Genomic DNA, 15331 nt, shown 5'->3' on the forward strand with positions numbered 1-15331 from the left:
CCTGAGGGGATCTTGTTCTAGTTCGCTCCGTCGGTTCCGGTCTTTTCGACCCGCTCCCCGGCGGCGCAGAAAGAACATTACCCGAAGGTGGACGGCGCTCCAAAACGGGTATCGGAGCCGAGGATCGAGGGGAGTTCGGCGAGGGTGGCGATCCGGTGCGGACCGGCCGGGAGGTCGACGGTCGCGTGGACACCGCCGCGATCGATCCAGACCGACAGCAGACCGGCGTCCGCGGCCCCCCGTCCGTCGATCTCCGGGTGGTCGCCGACGTACGCGACCTGGCACGGTGACAGCTCCAGGGCCTGGCATGCCGCGTGGAACGCCTTGGCGGCCGGCTTGTGGACCCCCAGCTCGGCCGCGCAGAGCACCGCCTCGAAGCGGTCCCGAACGCCGAGGACGCGCAGCTTGTGGTCCTGGACGCGGATCGTGGAGTTCGACAGGACGGCGTGGCGATGGGTGGCGGCGAGGGCGTCCAGGATGGGCAGGACGTCCGGGAAGAGGGTCCAGGCCCGCTCGTAGTGAGCGATGTAACGGTCGAACCAGGCGTCGGCCGCCCGGTCGCTCAGCGGCTCCTCCAGGAAATCCCGGACGCGGTCGCGCCGGGTGGCCTCCCAGTCGAGCCCGCCCGCCGCGTACCGCGCCCACTGCTGGTCGGTGAGGTCGCGCCAGCGCCGCAGCGCCTGTTCGACCGACTCGTACCCGTCGAGCAGCCCCTCGGCGGCCAGGTGGTCGCTCATTCCGGCGCGGTCGGCCGTGGTGTAGTCGAAGAGGGTGTCGTCGACGTCCCAGACCACGGCCTTGATGTTCATGGAATCGACGGTAACCGTGAGCAGGGCCTCCTGTATCCCGGATGCCCTGACGTGGTGGGACCGACGCGTGGAAGACCGGGTCACAGCCATGACCGAGTACCGCGTCCAGTTCACCGTCGAGGCCCGCGCGACGTACGACGCTCTGCCCGGAGAGCGCCGGGCCCAGCTGGACAAGGCCGTGCGTGTAATGGCCCGTGATCCGTTCCGCAAGACCTCCACCGCGCCACTGGGCCCGGACGACAGTCTGCGCAGGGCCTACGTCGCCCCTGGCGTGGTGCTGGAGTACGTGGTCGCCGGGCGATCATGGTGGTCGCCGTGCTGGAGATCTTCGACGAGAGCGCCTGTCTGATCGACGAGAACGACGCCGTCTGATCAGCGCGAAGGGGCGGCACCCGGTGGTGCCGCCCCTTCTCCTGCGCGTGGCGTCCTCGCGTGCGTTACGCCGCCAGCTTGGCCAGGGCCGCGTCGATGCGGGCCAAAGTCTTCTCCTGGCCCAGGATCTCCAGGGACTCGAAGAGGGGGAGGCCGACCGTACGGCCGGTGACGGCGACGCGGACGGGGGCCTGGGCCTTGCCGAGCTTGAGACCGTGGGCCTCGCCGGCGGCCAGGACGGCCTCCTTCAGCGACTCGGCCGAGGTCCAGTCGGCGGCCTCCAGCTTCGCCCTCGCCGTGCGCAGGAGCGCGTCGGAGCCCTCCTTCATCGCCTTCGTCCAGCTCACCTCGTCCTCCACCGGCTCCGGCAGGAACAGGAAGTCGACGTTGTCCGTGACCTCCGAGAGGACCTTGAGGCGGGTCTGCGCGTGCGGGGCGATGGCCTCCCACTTCGCCTCGTCGAAGTCCTCCGGCGCCCAGGGGGCGAACGGGGCCTTCAGCCACGGGGCGCAGCGCTCGGTGAACTCCTTCACATCCAGCAGACGGATGTGGTCGGCGTTGATCGCCTCGGCCTTCTTCAGGTCGAAGCGGGCCGGGTTGGGGTTCACGTCCGCGATGTCGAAGGCGGCGACCATCTCCTCGATCGTGAAGACGTCCTGGTCCGCGGAGAGCGACCAGCCCAGCAGGGAGAGGTAGTTGAGCAGGCCCTCGGGCAGGAAGCCGCGCTCCCGGTAGAGGTTCAGGCTCGACTGCGGGTCGCGCTTGGACAGCTTCTTGTTGCCCTCGCCCATGACGTACGGCAGGTGCCCGAAGGAGGGGACCGCCTTCGCGATGCCGAGCTCCATCAGCGCCTCGTAGAGGGCGATCTGGCGGGGCGTCGAGGAGAGCAGGTCCTCTCCCCGCAGGACGTGGGTGATCTTCATCAGGGCGTCGTCGACGGGGTTGACGAGCGTGTAGAGGGGAGCGCCGTTCGCGCGGACGATGCCGTAGTCCGGCACGTTCTCCGGGGTGAAGGTCAGCTCGCCGCGCACCAGGTCGGTGAAGGTGATCGTCTCGTCGGGCATGCGGAAGCGGACGATGGGCTCGCGGCCCTCCGCCTCGTACCGCGTCCTCTGCTCGGGCGTGACCTCGCGGCACTTGCCGTCGTAGCCGGAGGGCCTGCCGGCGGCGCGGGCGGCGTCGCGGCGCTCCTCCAGTTCTGATGCGGTGCAGTAGCAGTGGTACGCGTGGCCCGCGTCCCGGAGCTTCCGGGCGATCTCCCGGTAGGTGTCCATCCGCTGCGACTGGCGGTACGGCGCGTGCGGGCCGCCGGCCTCGGGGCCCTCGTCCCAGGTGAAGCCCAGCCAGCGCAGGGAGTCCAGGAGCTGCGCGTAGGACTCCTCGGAGTCGCGGGCGGCGTCGGTGTCCTCGATGCGGAGGACGAACGTGCCGCCGGTGTGGCGGGCGAACGCCCAGTTGAACAAGGCCGTGCGGACCAGACCCACATGGGGGTTGCCGGTCGGGGACGGACAGAAACGTACGCGGACGGAGCCGTTAGCCACGCTTGATCACCTTGTTGGTGAGAGTGCCGATGCCTTCGATGGTGACGGCGACCTCGTCGCCGACGTTGAGGGGGCCGACCCCTGCCGGGGTGCCCGTGAGGATCACGTCGCCGGGGAGCAGCGTCATGGCCTCGGTGATGTTGACGATCAGGTCCTCGATGGAGTGGATCATCTCGCTCGTACGGCCGAGCTGGCGCTGTCGGCCGTTGACGGTGAGCTGGACGGTCAGGTCGCCCGGGTCCAGGTCGGTCTCCACCCAGGGACCGAGCGGGCAGGAGGTGTCGAAACCCTTGGCCCTGGCCCACTGCTTCTCGCGCTTCTGGACGTCGCGGGCGGTGATGTCGTTGGCGCAGGTGTAGCCGAAGATCACCTCCTTGACGCGCTCGCGCGGGACCTCGCGGCACATGCGGCCGATGACGACGGCCAGCTCGGCCTCGTGGTGGAGGTCCTGGGAGAAGGCCGGGTACTGGATCTCGTCGCCGGGGCCGATCACCGAGGTGGCCGGCTTGAAGAAGGCGAACGGGGCGTCGGGGACGTCGTTGCCCAGCTCGCGCGCGTGCGCGGCGTAGTTGCGGCCGAAGGCCACGACCTTGTTGGGGAGCACCGGCGGCAGCAGCCTGACCTTGCTGAGCGGGACCTTGGTACCGGAGAGCTCGAAGTCCGCGAACGGGATGCCCTTGATGATGTCGAGGACGAGCTCGTCCGGCTTGTCGCCCTCGACCGCGCCGAAGGCTACGTTCCCGTCGATGGAGAACCTGGCGATGCGCACGGGATGCTTGCGCCCCTTAACTGAGCTGGCTGGAGTGTGACGCTCCAGGCTAACGCGGGGCGGGGTGCCCGCCTCGCGCATGAGAGCGGTACGCGCGACGAAGGGCGCCCGCTCGTGCCGGGCGCCCTTCGTCTTCGTTGCTCGCGGGAGTCCGCCGGTTTTTCACAGGTACCGGATTGAGCAGTCGGCGGATTCGGCGCGTACGTGGGCGTGCAACTACTCCGCCGTCCGGACCGGGACCGTCATCAGAACCGTCCGGCGGGGGTTGGCGGTCTGGGAGGGGAGGTCGACGGAGTGCTCCTGCTCCGGCGTGCGCAGGTCCTCGGCGTCGACGAGGTGGGCCAGCGTGGTGCGCCGGGGGTTGGCTATCGTGCGGAACATCGTCGTCGTCTTCACTGTTGTTCAAGACCTCGTCGTGTGCGGGCGCCGGGACGGGCCGCGAGGGCCGCCCCGCAAGCGCGGGTTGTCGGATTCGCCATCCCTGTAAAGCGTCAGGCTAAACATGCGGTTCCCGGGCCATGTCGTGAAGAAGACATGATCGATGTGTGAGTTCGCTCACTCAGCCATGGGTAAACCGGGCAATCCGGACCCTCGATCCGGCTCCACGAAACGGACATAAATGACCTGAAGCCCGCATTCCGCTCCTGATCATGGCGACTGGGACACCCTGCCCACCCCTGCGGATCGCACAACTATGCCCGATATGAGCCGAAACACCCTCCACGTCTGGTGACGCGCTCCTCACGTGCCGTGACAGTGAACAGACCGTTATCCGCTGGCCTTGTTGGAGATCCGGCACTGTGCTGGAATTCCACGGACCGCCGCAGGATCGTGCCGGCGCGCAGAGGCGCACAGCAGCGCCTGGCGGCGGTGGGAGGGGGAGCAGCGCCGGTCACTCACGACCACCGATGGGGACGTATTCAGGGCGTCCCCGAAGACGCCGACACCGTCCCTCCGTTCACGCGGTGGGACGCCTGGTCCAGAGGTTGCGACGCTAGTGCAGGGACGTTTCAAGAGGGATGGCAGCGCTTCGGCGGAGCCGGAGCCACACAACGGAACCGGCCACGGTTCCTCCCCCCAGCACGCCCAGAACCCGGGTCCGGCGGAGATCGGCGACGGCGGTGAGCGCTCCGGGCGCCCCGGCGCGTCAGTTCCTCCCACGCCGCCCGACAGGTCCAAGGGCGGCAACAAGGCCGGTGCCAGTGGTCCCGGCTCCCGTATAGCCCTGCGCAACTGGCGCATCTCGACCCGTCTCGTCTCGCTGCTCGCGCTCCCCGTGGTGGCGGCGACCTCTCTCGGCGCGCTGCGCATCGGCGACAACGTGGACGACATCCAGCAGCTCGACAACATGCGGCTGCTGACCGACATGACCAAGCAGGCGACCGAGCTGGCCACCGCGCTCCAGCAGGAGCGCGACCTGTCCGCCGGTCCCCTCTCGCACGGTCTGAGCGCCACCGACTTCACGGTCAAGGGCACCCGCGAGAAGACGGACCAGGCCCGCGTCCAGTTCACCGACGCCACCCAGGAAGCCGACAGCGCGAGCACGACGGACCGGCTGCCCGGTGTCCGTGACAGTCTCGTCCGGGTCGTCCGCGAGCTGAACAACCTCAACGCCATCCGCAAGACGGCCTACGCGGACCCCGAGAACTCCACGCAGACGGTCGAGGCCTACCACCGTCTGATCACCCAACTGCTGGGCCTGTCCACGGACATGGCCGAGGCCACCAGCAACCCGGACATGATCAAGCGCACCCGTGCCCTGGCGGCGTTCTCCTCCGCCAAGGAGTTCGCCTCGGTGCAGCGCGCGGTCATCGCGGCGGCCCTGCCCGAGAGCAAGGACAAGTCCGGATCGCTCTCCGAGAACGACCGGCTGTACGCGAGCTCGGCGCTGGCGAACGAGGAGTCCGACCGCAGCACCTTCTCCGACATCTACGGTGACGGCGCCGAGGAGATGACCAGGCCGATCGACGACGCGAGCCCCACCATCGAGGCCGCCGAAGTCTACGCGGACCGGGTGCTCGCCAGCGCGAACGGTCTGCGCGGACAGGACAAGCGCTCGTACAAGGACTGGACCGACGACTCCTCTGCCGAGATCGAGCAGATGAAGAAGATCGAGGGCACGCTGCTGGAGGAGATGGAGCAGACCGCTCGTACCCTCCGTGCGGAGTCCGAGCAAGAGGCGATCATCTCCGGTGCGCTGATCCTGCTCGTCCTCGGTGTCTCCCTGGTCGGCGCGTTCGTCGTGGCCCGCTCCATGATCCGCTCGCTGCGCCGGCTGCAGGACACCGCGACCAAGGTCGCCCAGGACCGGCTGCCCGAGCTGGTCAAGCAGCTGTCGGAGTCGGACCCGCAGGACGTCGACACCTCCGTCGAGTCGGTCGGTGTGCACTCGCGCGACGAGATCGGCCAGGTGGCCGCGGCCTTCGACGACGTGCACCGCGAGGCGGTCCGCCTCGCCGCCGAGCAGGCCCTGCTCCGGGGCAACGTCAACGCGATGTTCACCAACCTCTCGCGCCGCTCCCAGGGCCTCATCCAGCGTCAGCTCTCGCTCATCTCCGAGCTGGAGTCCCGCGAGGCCGACCCGGACCAGCTGTCGTCGCTGTTCAAACTCGACCACCTCGCCACCCGCATGCGCCGTAACGGTGAGAACCTCCTCGTGCTCGCCGGTGAGGAGCCCGGTCGCCGCTGGACCCGTCCGGTCCCGCTGGTCGACGTGCTCCGCGCCGCCGCGTCCGAGGTGGAGCAGTACGAGCGCATCGAGCTGGCCTCCGTGCCGACCACCGAAGTGGCGGGCCGTGTCGTCAACGACCTCGTGCACCTGCTCGCCGAGCTGCTGGAGAACGCCACCTCGTTCTCCTCGCCGCAGACCAAGGTCAAGGTCACCGGTCACGCGCTGCCCGACGGCCGCGTGCTGATCGAGATCCACGACACCGGTATCGGCCTCTCCCCTGAGGACCTCGCGGCGATCAACGAGCGGCTCGCCTCGCCGCCCACCGTGGACGTCTCCGTCTCCCGCCGCATGGGTCTGTTCGTGGTCGGCCGGCTCTCGCAGCGCCACGGCATTCGTATCCAGCTGCGCCCGTCCGACTCGGGCGGTACGACCGCGCTGGTCATGCTCCCCGTCGACGTCGCCCAGGGCAACAAGAAGCCCACCCCGGGCAAGCCCGGCCAGGGTGCCCCCTCCACCGGTGGTCCCGCCGCCGCGCAGGCCGCGGCCGGTGCCGCCGCCGCGCGTCGCCAGAACGGTGGCCAGGCGGGTCCGCCGCTGGGCGGTGGCGGCGGTCTCCTCGGTGGCCCTCCGCAGCGTGGACAGGTCGGCGCGGGCCAGGGTCCGCGGGCCGCACTGCCCGGCAACCCCGGTGGCCCGCGTGGGCCGCAGGGCGGCCCGCCCTCGCCCCCACAGGGCGGCCGACCGGCTCCGGCGGGCGCCGGTGCCGGCGGGTTCGGCGGCGGTCAGGCACCGGGTGCCCCGCAGGGGCTGCAGGCCGCCGGGACCGGTGGCCCCAGGAACTTCGAGAGCTTTGACGACTCCGGACGCCAGGGCGGCTTCCCGGGCGGCGGCTCGGGCCTGCGCCCGGCCGGCGGTCCGGGTGACGCCGGTGCGGCCCGGCCGGGTGGCCCCGACAGCGGCCCCGGCGCCGTGCCGCCGAAGCAGGGCAAGGAACGTTCCGGCAGGCGCCGTCCGCAGCTGCCCGGCCGCGGTGGCCCCCGCGCCGAGCTGCCCGGTGGCAACTCCCCGTCGCGGACGCCGAGCTGGAGCGACGACAACGCGCAGCCGCCGGTGCCGCGCGCCTCGCTGGACACCCCGCGCGGCCACGACGAGCAGCCGGACGTCACCGCGCCGATGCCGCGGATCGACCCCGGCCAGGGCCCGGCCCCGGACTTCCCGCAGCACTCCGACTTCGACGCCCAGCGCCCCGGCGCGGGCACCCCGCAGAACGGCACCGGGTCCTTCCTGCGCTCCGACGTGTTCGGGGAGGGCGGTACTCAGTCGGCACCCGGGGGCCCGCCCCGCGGCGCCTCGCAGGACCCGTCGTCCTCCGGTCAGTTCGCCGCACCGGGCTACGACAGCTCCGGCGCGGGCCAGTTCCCGGCTCCGGGCCGGCAGAACCCGCAGGACGCCGGGCAGTACGGGGCCCCGGAGTGGCAGAACCCGCGGGACACCGGAGAGTTCGGCGTGCCCGGCCGGCAGAACGGCCCGGGCACCGGGCGGTTCCCGGCCGCGGGTCGGCAGAACCCGCAGGACAGCGGACAGTTCGAGCGGCCGCAGGTCAACGGTGAGAGCTTCGGCGCGCCTCGCCCGCCGGTGCCGCCGCAGCGTCCGCCGATGCCCCCGCAGCGCTCCGCCCGCCCGCAGGAGCCGGAGGCACTGCCGCCGGCGACGGGTCCGATGGACGGCCGTACGCCGCTGTACGACACACTGGAGACCAACTGGTTCCACGGTCACGGCGGTCAGAACGGGGAGAGCGGCCGACAGGAGCAGCAGCAGCCTGGCGACGGCCGCGCGCCGCAGCAGCAGCCCGCCGCGCCTGCCCCGCAGGCTCCGGCCTCTCCCACCCGCTCGTCCTCGTTCGAGCAGGGAGGGCCCGCCGGCCGGCGGTCGGCGCCCTCCGCCGCGCCTGCCTCTCCCACCTGGCGCAGCACTCCCAATGACGACCTGGTCCGCCAGGCAGAACGCGCCCGTCAGCCGTCGGCGGGCGGGGTCACCACCTCCGGCCTGCCGCGCCGGGTCCCGCGCGCGAACCTCGTGCCGGGCACGGCTCAGCAGCAACAGCACCAAACCGGTCCGCAGGTCTCGCGATCGCCTGATGAGGTTCGCGGCCGGCTGACCAATCTCCGTCGGGGCATCGCGCAGGGTCGACAGGCCGGTACCGGCCAGACCGGCAGCTTCCCGAGCCCCACTCACCAGCAGGAGCGTTAGTTGAGCCAGATGAGCCAGGCGGCACAGAACCTCAACTGGTTGATCACCAACTTCGTGGACAACACCCCCGGGGTGTCCCACACCGTCGTCGTCTCCGCCGACGGCCTTCTACTGGCGATGTCGGAAGGTTTTCCACGCGACCGCGCCGACCAGCTCGCGGCCGTGGCCTCCGGGCTCACCTCGCTCACAGCCGGGGCGTCCCGGATCTTCGAGGGCGGGGACGTGGCCCAGACCGTGGTGGAGATGGCGCGCGGCTTCCTCTTCCTGATGTCCGTCTCGGACGGTTCGTCGCTGGCCGTACTCGCCCACCCCGAGTGCGACATCGGCCTCGTCGGTTACGAGATGGCACTGCTCGTCGACCGTGCGGGCGCCGTGCTCACACCCGACCTGCGTGCCGAGCTCCAAGGCAGTCTGCTCCACTGACGCCTGCGGATGCACAGAACTCACCAAACCACCGTCCGGCCGCCGCAGTCCCCCACCGGCCCCCGTCAGACGGCGCGACCGACCGACTTGCTGTCCCGCTCGGAGGATCAATGACCCCGCCCACCGCTCCTCACGATCCGTACGCAGAGCCGTACGGAGACGAGGGCGACCAGCCGCTGGTTCGGCCATACGCCATGACCGGTGGCCGGACGCGGCCGCGTTACCAGCTCGCCCTCGAGGCGCTGATCAGTACGACGGCAGACCCCGCGCACCTGATGGGGCTGCTCCCCGAGCACCAGCGGATCTGCCACCTGTGCCGCGAGGTGAAGTCGGTGGCCGAGGTGTCGGCCCTGCTGTCCATGCCGCTCGGTGTGGCACGGATCCTTGTCGCGGACCTCGCGGAGGCCGGGCTCGTCGCGATCCACCAGCCCGGTGGCGACGAGAACGCCGGTGGCGCGCCGGACGTGACACTGCTCGAAAGGGTGCTCAGTGGACTTCGCAAGCTCTGAACCGGGACGGACCACCACCTCGGCGAAGATCGTGGTGGCGGGTGGCTTCGGCGTGGGCAAGACCACGTTCGTCGGGGCCGTCTCGGAGATCAACCCGCTGCGTACCGAGGCCGTCATGACGTCCGCGTCGGCGGGCATCGACGACCTCACCCACACCGGGGACAAGACGACCACCACGGTCGCCATGGACTTCGGCCGCATCACCCTGGACCAGGACCTCATCCTGTACCTGTTCGGCACCCCCGGTCAGGACCGCTTCTGGTTCATGTGGGACGACCTCGTCCGCGGCGCCATCGGGGCCGTGGTACTGGTCGACACCCGCCGTCTCGCCGACTGCTTCCCGGCGGTCGACTACTTCGAGAACAGCGGCCTGCCCTTCGTCATCGCGCTCAACGGCTTCGACGGGCACCAGCCGTACAACCCGGACGAGGTGCGTGAGGCACTCCAGATCGGACCCGACGCCCCGATCATCACCACCGACGCCCGTCACCGTGCGGACGCGAAGAGCGCGCTGATCACCCTGGTCGAGCACGCGCTGATGGCGCGCCTCCGGTAGGGCACCGGAAGCCGAGCACCGCGCCTGGACCCGAAGCAGGGCCAAAACAGGACTCAAGTCCACAACGTCATACAGCGGTTGTCGTAGTTACACCGAAGCCGGCTGTGTCCTTTGACACGGTCGGTCTCGGTGTTCATAACGTTTCGACAGAGAAGTAGGGTGGTATGACCACGCGTCGCGGTCGATCGGTGCCGCTGCGCTCACCATGGCCCCGCTTTTTGCCGGGGCTCGCTCTTTTTGACCGTTTTATCTGGGACTTACATCACGTGGAATCGTTGCCTCCCAGTGTTTGGAAGTCCTCAGCGTGACGTGCTGGAATGCCTGAACTGCCCATTAGTCAAAGACGTACTAGGGCGTGGAGTCACCCGCGGCACGACGTAGGTGCCGGCGCCGAGAGGTTGTTGGTCGAGTGAGGCGAAGCAAGAAAGGTCCCGAGCCGTCGGCGCGGGGCAACTTCACCCCGCCGCCGCGCGGAGCGGCACCCGCACAAGTGACCGGACCGGAGCCGACGGCAGCTCCCGCGCCCAGCGGCAGTCGCCTCTCTCCCCGCAACTGGCGTGTGCCCACCCGCCTGAACGCGATTCTCCTCATACCCGTGCTGGTCGGCCTGGTCATGGGCGGCTTCCAGGTGAAGGGCTCGATCGACACCTGGCAGGAAGCGCGGGACGCGGAGAAGGTCGCCAAGATCGTAGCCGCCGCCGCCGTGTACGCCGAAGCGCTGCTCAACGAGCGTGACCTCTCGGCCCAGCCCCTGCTGGAGGGCGACCGGGACAGCGAGGTCGTCAAGGACGCCCGTGCCTTCACCGACGAGAAGGCCGACGCCTTCCACGCCGAGGTCGTCGGGATGCCCGCCAAACAGGGTCTGGAGCGCCGGCTGCGCCTGGTGCAGGAGGCCGAGCCGAAGCTGGAGGACATCCGGCAGTCCGCGTTCACCCGGGCCGCCGACCCGGTGCAGACCGAAGAGGACTACGTCACCGTCGAGCACCTGCTGTTCGAGTTCACCAACGAGCTCGGCCTGGGTACCGGAAACGTCACCGCGTACGGCCGTACGGTCTACGCGATCGCCCTCGCCAAGGGCGCCGCCTCGCTCCAGCGCTCGATCGGCACCCACCTGCTGGTCCGGCCCAGCGAGGACGAGGCGATCTTCCGTCGGCAGATCACCGCCTTCACCTCGTACGCCTACCTGGAGAACGTCGCCGTACAGGAGTACGTCTCCGGTGGTACCGAGGCCGACGCCTCCCGTCTCGAGTCGGTCATGGCGCAGAAGACCGACGAGGGCAAGAAGCTGGCCGCCGAGGCCGCGGCCAAGGACCCGGACTACGTCGCGCCGCCGGACAGCATGCTGAAGATGATCCAGCTGATCGGCAGCGGCGCCTCGCCCGAGGATCTCGCGAAGCAAGGCGTCACCTACGAGAGCTGGATGACGGCCTCCACGCTGAAGTTCGAGGGCTACAGCGAGGTCGAGACCGACCTGATCAACCGCGCGGTGACCGAGGCCGGCCAGATCGCCTCCGACGCCCAGCGCGACGCGTACATCAACGGCGCCATCGTCATCGTCGCCCTGCTCGCCGCGTTCATCATCGCCGGGATCATGGCCCGCCAGATGAGCCGCTCGATGCGTCAGCTGCGCAACGCCGCCTTCGGTATCGCCGAGCAGCGCCTGCCGATGCTGGTCGACCAGCTCTCGCGCACCGACCCCGGCCGGGTGGACACCCGCGTGGCACCGATCCCGATCACCTCCACGGACGAGATCGGCGAGGTCGCCCGCGCCTTCGACCAGGTCCACCGCGAGGCCGTCCGGCTCGCCGCCGAGCAGGCCCTGCTGCGGGGCAACATCAACGCGATCTTCACCAACCTCTCGCGCCGCAACCAGTCGCTGATCGAGGGCCAGCTGACCCTGATCACCGACCTGGAGAACAACGAGGCCGACCCGGACCAGCTGGAGAACCTCTTCAAGCTGGACCACCTGGCGACCCGTATGCGCCGCAACGGCGAGAACCTCCTCGTCCTCGCGGGCGAGGAGCCCGGCCGCCGCTGGGACCAGCCGGTCCCGCTGGTCGACGTGCTGCGCGCCGCCTCCTCCGAGGTGGAGCAGTACGAGCGCATCGAGCTCTCCGGCGTCCCGGAGGCCGAGATCCACGGCCGTGCCGTGACCGACCTCGTGCACCTGCTCGCCGAGCTGCTGGAGAACGCCACCACGTTCTCCTCCCCGCAGACCAAGGTGCGCGTCACCGCGACCCGTCTGCCCGACGGCCGCGTGATGATCGAGATCCACGACAAGGGCATCGGCCTCACCGCCGAGGACTTCGCGGACATCAACCACAAGCTGGCCAACCCGCCGACCGTGGACGCCGCGATATCCCAGCGCATGGGCCTGTTCGTGGTCGGTCGGCTGTCCGACCGGCACGGCGTCCGCGTCCAGCTGCGCCCCTCGGGCGAGCAGGCCGGCACGACCTCGCTGGTCATGCTCCCGGACGTCATCACGCACGGTGGCGGTGGCGAGCAGCAGCAGCAGCCGCAGGCCGACCAGTTCACCGTCTCGCAGATCATCCCGGAGCAGCACCCGTACCAGCAGCCGGGCATGGCCCCCATGCGGACCGCCGCCGAACTGGGCTTCGACGACAGCCGCTACGAGGTTCCGGACGACCTGCGCGATCTGGACCCGGTGGGCCGCTCCCTGATGCGCGAGGAGCGTCGAGCGGCCCTCGAGTCCCAGAACCAGAACCCGCAGCTGCCCGCCGCCGAGGCGCCACGCTACGGCGACGACTTCCAGTCGCCCGAGCCGTCCTACGACAACGGCGCGACGGCCTATGCGGACCCTCAGCGGTCGTTCGACCAGCAGACGTCGTACGAGCAGCCGCAGCAGCCGTACGACGAGACGTACTTCGGCTCCACGGGCGGCACGGCGAACGGCAACGGGCACCTGCCGGGCGGGAACGACACGTTCACCGCTACCGGCGGTTACCCCGAGCCCGCCTATGAGGAGCCCGTCCAGGAGGACCACGCGGCGACCGCCTCGACGGCCCCGGAGACATACGCGGGCTTCGAAGAGCCGTCCTATCAGGACGACTGGCCGCAGCAGCAGGGCTACCAGAGCTCCTACGGCTCCGAGTACGCTCCGGAACCGGAATCCGCGCAGGCCGCTGACGTGAAGGAGTCGGACCGCGTAGGCTTCGACCATCCGGGACCCACCCCCTCCGCCGGCCACGCGCTGACCGACGCCGGCCTGCCCCGCCGCGGATCCACCGCGGGCGCGGGCGGCACCAGCGCGGGCGCCGTGAACGGACGGCAGGACGGGGCCCAGGACCAGCCGACGGCCGGGGGGCCGAACGGCGACTGGCGCTCGGCCAACGACCAGCGCTGGCAGCAGGCCTCCCAGCTGAAGAAGCCGAAGGCGGGCGGGGTCACCTCCTCCGGCCTGCCACGGCGGGTGCCCAAGGCCAACCTGGTCGAGGGAGCCGCCAGGACGACCCCGCAGGGAGGTCCACAGATCTCCCGCGCTCCCGAGGACGTCAGGGGCAGGCTGAGCAACCTGCGCCAGGGGGTCCAGCGCGGGCGCAACGCAGGCAGTGAAACGAACGGCCAGGCCACTGGGAATCACCACAGTGGTCCTGACAGCACCTACAACCAGGAGCGTTAGTGTGAGCCCGATGAGCCAGGCGGCGCAGAACCTGAACTGGTTGATCACCAATTTCGTGGACAACACCCCCGGGGTGTCGCACACGGTGGTGGTCTCCGCCGACGGACTCCTTCTGGCGATGTCCGAAGGGTTTCCGCGTGACCGAGCCGACCAGCTGGCGGCCGTCGCGTCGGGTCTGACCTCTCTGACCGCGGGCGCCTCCCGCATTTTCGAAGGTGGAAGCGTCAATCAGACGGTTGTGGAGATGGAGCGGGGGTTCCTCTTCATCATGTCCATTTCCGACGGATCCTCGCTCGCCGTTCTCGCACATCCGGAAGCCGACATCGGTCTCGTGGGGTACGAGATGGCTCTTCTGGTGGACCGTGCCGGTACGGTCCTGACGCCCGATCTTCGTGCGGAGCTCCAGGGCAGCCTGCTCAACTAACAGTCAGACGGTGCGTTTTGGCGTCCCGGGGCCGTAAGGTTTCGAGACGCGGCTTCCAATGAGCCATGGATGCCAGCACAGTCGGAGGAGGAGAGAACGTGGCAACACCCCCAGGCGGTTCATCGTCGGGCAACTGGTCATACCCTGGCCAGGGGCCTGGCCAGGGTGACCAGAACCGGTACAACTTCCCCTCCGCACCGAGCCGTCAGCAGCCGTACGCACCGCAGGGTCCCGGCCCTTCGCCGTACGACCAGCCGTCGGCGCCACGCATCCAGCCCGCGCAGCCGCAGCGCCGCACCCCTGAGCCGTCGCCCGCCGGGGGGCGAGCAATCCCCTGGTGCGCCCGTACGCCATGACGGGCGGTCGCACCAGGCCGCGCTACCAGCTCGCCATCGAGGCGCTGGTGCACACCACCGCGCAGCCGCACCAGATGCAGGGCCAGTTGCCCGAGCATCAGCGGATCTGCAACCTCTGCCGGGAGATCAAGTCGGTGGCCGAGATCTCGGCCCTCCTGACGATCCCTCTCGGCGTGGCCAGGATCCTCGTCGCCGACTTGGCGGAGGCGGGCCTGGTCGCCATCCATCAGCCCGGCGGCGACGAGAGCGCCGGCGGCCAGCCAGACGTGACACTGCTCGAAAGGGTGCTCAGTGGACTTCGCAAGCTCTAGCGGCGGTCCTTCCCGCTCCACCACCTCGGCGAAGATCGTGGTGGCGGGTGGCTTCGGCGTGGGTAAGACCACGTTCGTCGGGGCCGTCTCGGAGATCAACCCGCTGCGTACCGAGGCCGTCATGACGTCCGCGTCGGCGGGCATCGACGACCTCACCCACACCGGGGACAAGACGACCACCACGGTCGCCATGGACTTCGGCCGCATCACCCTGGACCAGGACCTCATCCTGTACCTGTTCGGCACCCCCGGTCAGGACCGCTTCTGGTTCATGTGGGACGACCTCGTCCGCGGCGCCATCGGCGCGATCGTCCTGGTCGACACCCGCCGTCTCGCCGACTGCTTCCCGGCGGTCGACTACTTCGAGAACAGCGGCCTGCCCTTCGTCATCGCGCTCAACGGCTTCGACGGCCAGCAGCCGTACAACCCGGACGAAGTCCGGGAAGCTCTCCAGATCGGGCCGGACACGCCGATCATCACCACGGACGCGCGGCATCGGTCGGACGCGAAGAGCGCGCTGATCACCCTGGTCGAACACGCACTGATGGCCCGCCTGCGGTAGGCCTGCGGCGCTCAGCGGTACGAAGGGGCCCCGCTTTGGCGGAGGGGCCCCTTCGTCGTGTCCGGCTCCGTTCAGCGCCGTCGTGCTTCGGATTCGCTGGCTACGGATGGTGTGTGGTTACTCGCGGTTCCCCGCGCC

The 15331-nt window shown here is 69.9% G+C and carries 12 protein-coding genes and 1 pseudogene; 9 read left to right on the top strand and 4 right to left on the bottom strand.

The genetic code is table 11. The annotated features are described in order from the left end of the window. Positions 1–77 precede the first annotated feature (77 nt). A complete protein-coding gene (locus tag WBG99_RS09485) occupies positions 78–809 on the bottom strand; it encodes an HAD family hydrolase (protein WP_338895903.1) in 732 nt (243 codons plus the stop codon). An 88-nt stretch (positions 810–897) separates the two neighbouring features. On the opposite strand from WBG99_RS09485, the gene WBG99_RS09490 reads away from it, so the two are divergent. Further along, a complete protein-coding gene (locus tag WBG99_RS09490; protein WP_338895904.1) occupies positions 898–1158 on the top strand; it encodes a hypothetical protein in 261 nt (86 codons plus the stop codon). 88 nt (positions 1159–1246) lie between these two features. Here WBG99_RS09490 and gltX read toward each other — a convergent pair whose 3' ends face one another. The 3 genes from gltX to WBG99_RS09505 all read right to left on the bottom strand — a co-directional run bounded on the left by gltX (position 1247) and on the right by WBG99_RS09505 (position 3887). After that, positions 1247–2722, bottom strand: a complete 1476-nt coding sequence (gltX, locus tag WBG99_RS09495; protein WP_338895905.1) for a glutamate--tRNA ligase — start codon at positions 2720–2722, stop codon at positions 1247–1249. Then, positions 2715–3491: a fumarylacetoacetate hydrolase family protein gene (locus tag WBG99_RS09500; RefSeq protein ID WP_338895906.1), complete on the bottom strand. Its 777-nt coding sequence runs from the start codon at positions 3489–3491 to the stop codon at positions 2715–2717. The genes gltX and WBG99_RS09500 overlap by 8 nt, the downstream gene beginning before the upstream one ends. Positions 3492–3707: 216 nt before the next feature. After that, a complete protein-coding gene (locus tag WBG99_RS09505) occupies positions 3708–3887 on the bottom strand; it encodes a hypothetical protein (RefSeq protein ID WP_338895907.1) in 180 nt (59 codons plus the stop codon). Between the two features lie 601 nt (positions 3888–4488). On the opposite strand from WBG99_RS09505, the gene WBG99_RS09510 reads away from it, so the two are divergent. The 8 genes and pseudogenes from WBG99_RS09510 (at position 4489) to WBG99_RS09545 (ending at position 15193) form a co-directional block, all read left to right on the top strand. Beyond that, positions 4489–8412 carry a nitrate- and nitrite sensing domain-containing protein gene (locus tag WBG99_RS09510; RefSeq protein ID WP_338895908.1) on the top strand — a complete coding sequence of 1308 codons (3924 nt, stop codon included), beginning with the start codon at positions 4489–4491 and terminating at the stop codon, positions 8410–8412. 9 nt (positions 8413–8421) lie between these two features. Continuing rightward, entirely contained in the window at positions 8422–8835 is a 414-nt protein-coding gene (locus WBG99_RS09515) for a roadblock/LC7 domain-containing protein (protein WP_338900274.1), read from the top strand. Between the two features lie 110 nt (positions 8836–8945). Then, entirely contained in the window at positions 8946–9344 is a 399-nt protein-coding gene (locus WBG99_RS09520; RefSeq protein ID WP_086754757.1) for a DUF742 domain-containing protein, read from the top strand. Next, positions 9325–9900, top strand: coding sequence for an ATP/GTP-binding protein (locus tag WBG99_RS09525; RefSeq protein WP_338895909.1), 576 nt, complete (start codon positions 9325–9327; stop codon positions 9898–9900). The genes WBG99_RS09520 and WBG99_RS09525 overlap by 20 nt, the downstream gene beginning before the upstream one ends. A 409-nt stretch (positions 9901–10309) precedes the next feature. Next, complete coding sequence (locus tag WBG99_RS09530) at positions 10310–13540, top strand: nitrate- and nitrite sensing domain-containing protein (protein WP_338895910.1); 3231 nt, start codon at positions 10310–10312, stop codon at positions 13538–13540. 10 nt (positions 13541–13550) lie between these two features. Next, complete coding sequence (locus tag WBG99_RS09535) at positions 13551–13964, top strand: roadblock/LC7 domain-containing protein (protein ID WP_033321188.1); 414 nt, start codon at positions 13551–13553, stop codon at positions 13962–13964. Between the two features lie 98 nt (positions 13965–14062). Then, a pseudogene (locus WBG99_RS09540) lies at positions 14063–14631 on the top strand (DUF742 domain-containing protein). After that, positions 14612–15193: an ATP/GTP-binding protein gene (locus WBG99_RS09545; RefSeq protein ID WP_013000463.1), complete on the top strand. Its 582-nt coding sequence runs from the start codon at positions 14612–14614 to the stop codon at positions 15191–15193. The pseudogene WBG99_RS09540 and the gene WBG99_RS09545 overlap by 20 nt, the downstream one beginning before the upstream one ends. Positions 15194–15331: the final 138 nt, after the last annotated feature.

This window comes from Streptomyces sp. TG1A-60, from assembly GCF_037201975.1.
Lineage (GTDB): Bacteria > Actinomycetota > Actinomycetes > Streptomycetales > Streptomycetaceae > Streptomyces.

Bases quoted from the DNA above. Each gene is read 5' to 3' on its own strand.
- WBG99_RS09535 (WP_033321188.1), top strand. From the start codon at position 13,551: ATGAGCCAGGCGGCGCAGAACCTGAACTGGTTGATCACCAATTTCGTG.
- WBG99_RS09490 (WP_338895904.1), top strand. From the start codon at position 898: ATGACCGAGTACCGCGTCCAGTTCACCGTCGAGGCCCGCGCGACGTAC.
- WBG99_RS09520 (WP_086754757.1), top strand. From the start codon at position 8,946: ATGACCCCGCCCACCGCTCCTCACGATCCGTACGCAGAGCCGTACGGA.
- WBG99_RS09485 (WP_338895903.1), bottom strand. From the start codon at position 809: ATGAACATCAAGGCCGTGGTCTGGGACGTCGACGACACCCTCTTCGAC.
- WBG99_RS09515 (WP_338900274.1), top strand. From the start codon at position 8,422: ATGAGCCAGGCGGCACAGAACCTCAACTGGTTGATCACCAACTTCGTG.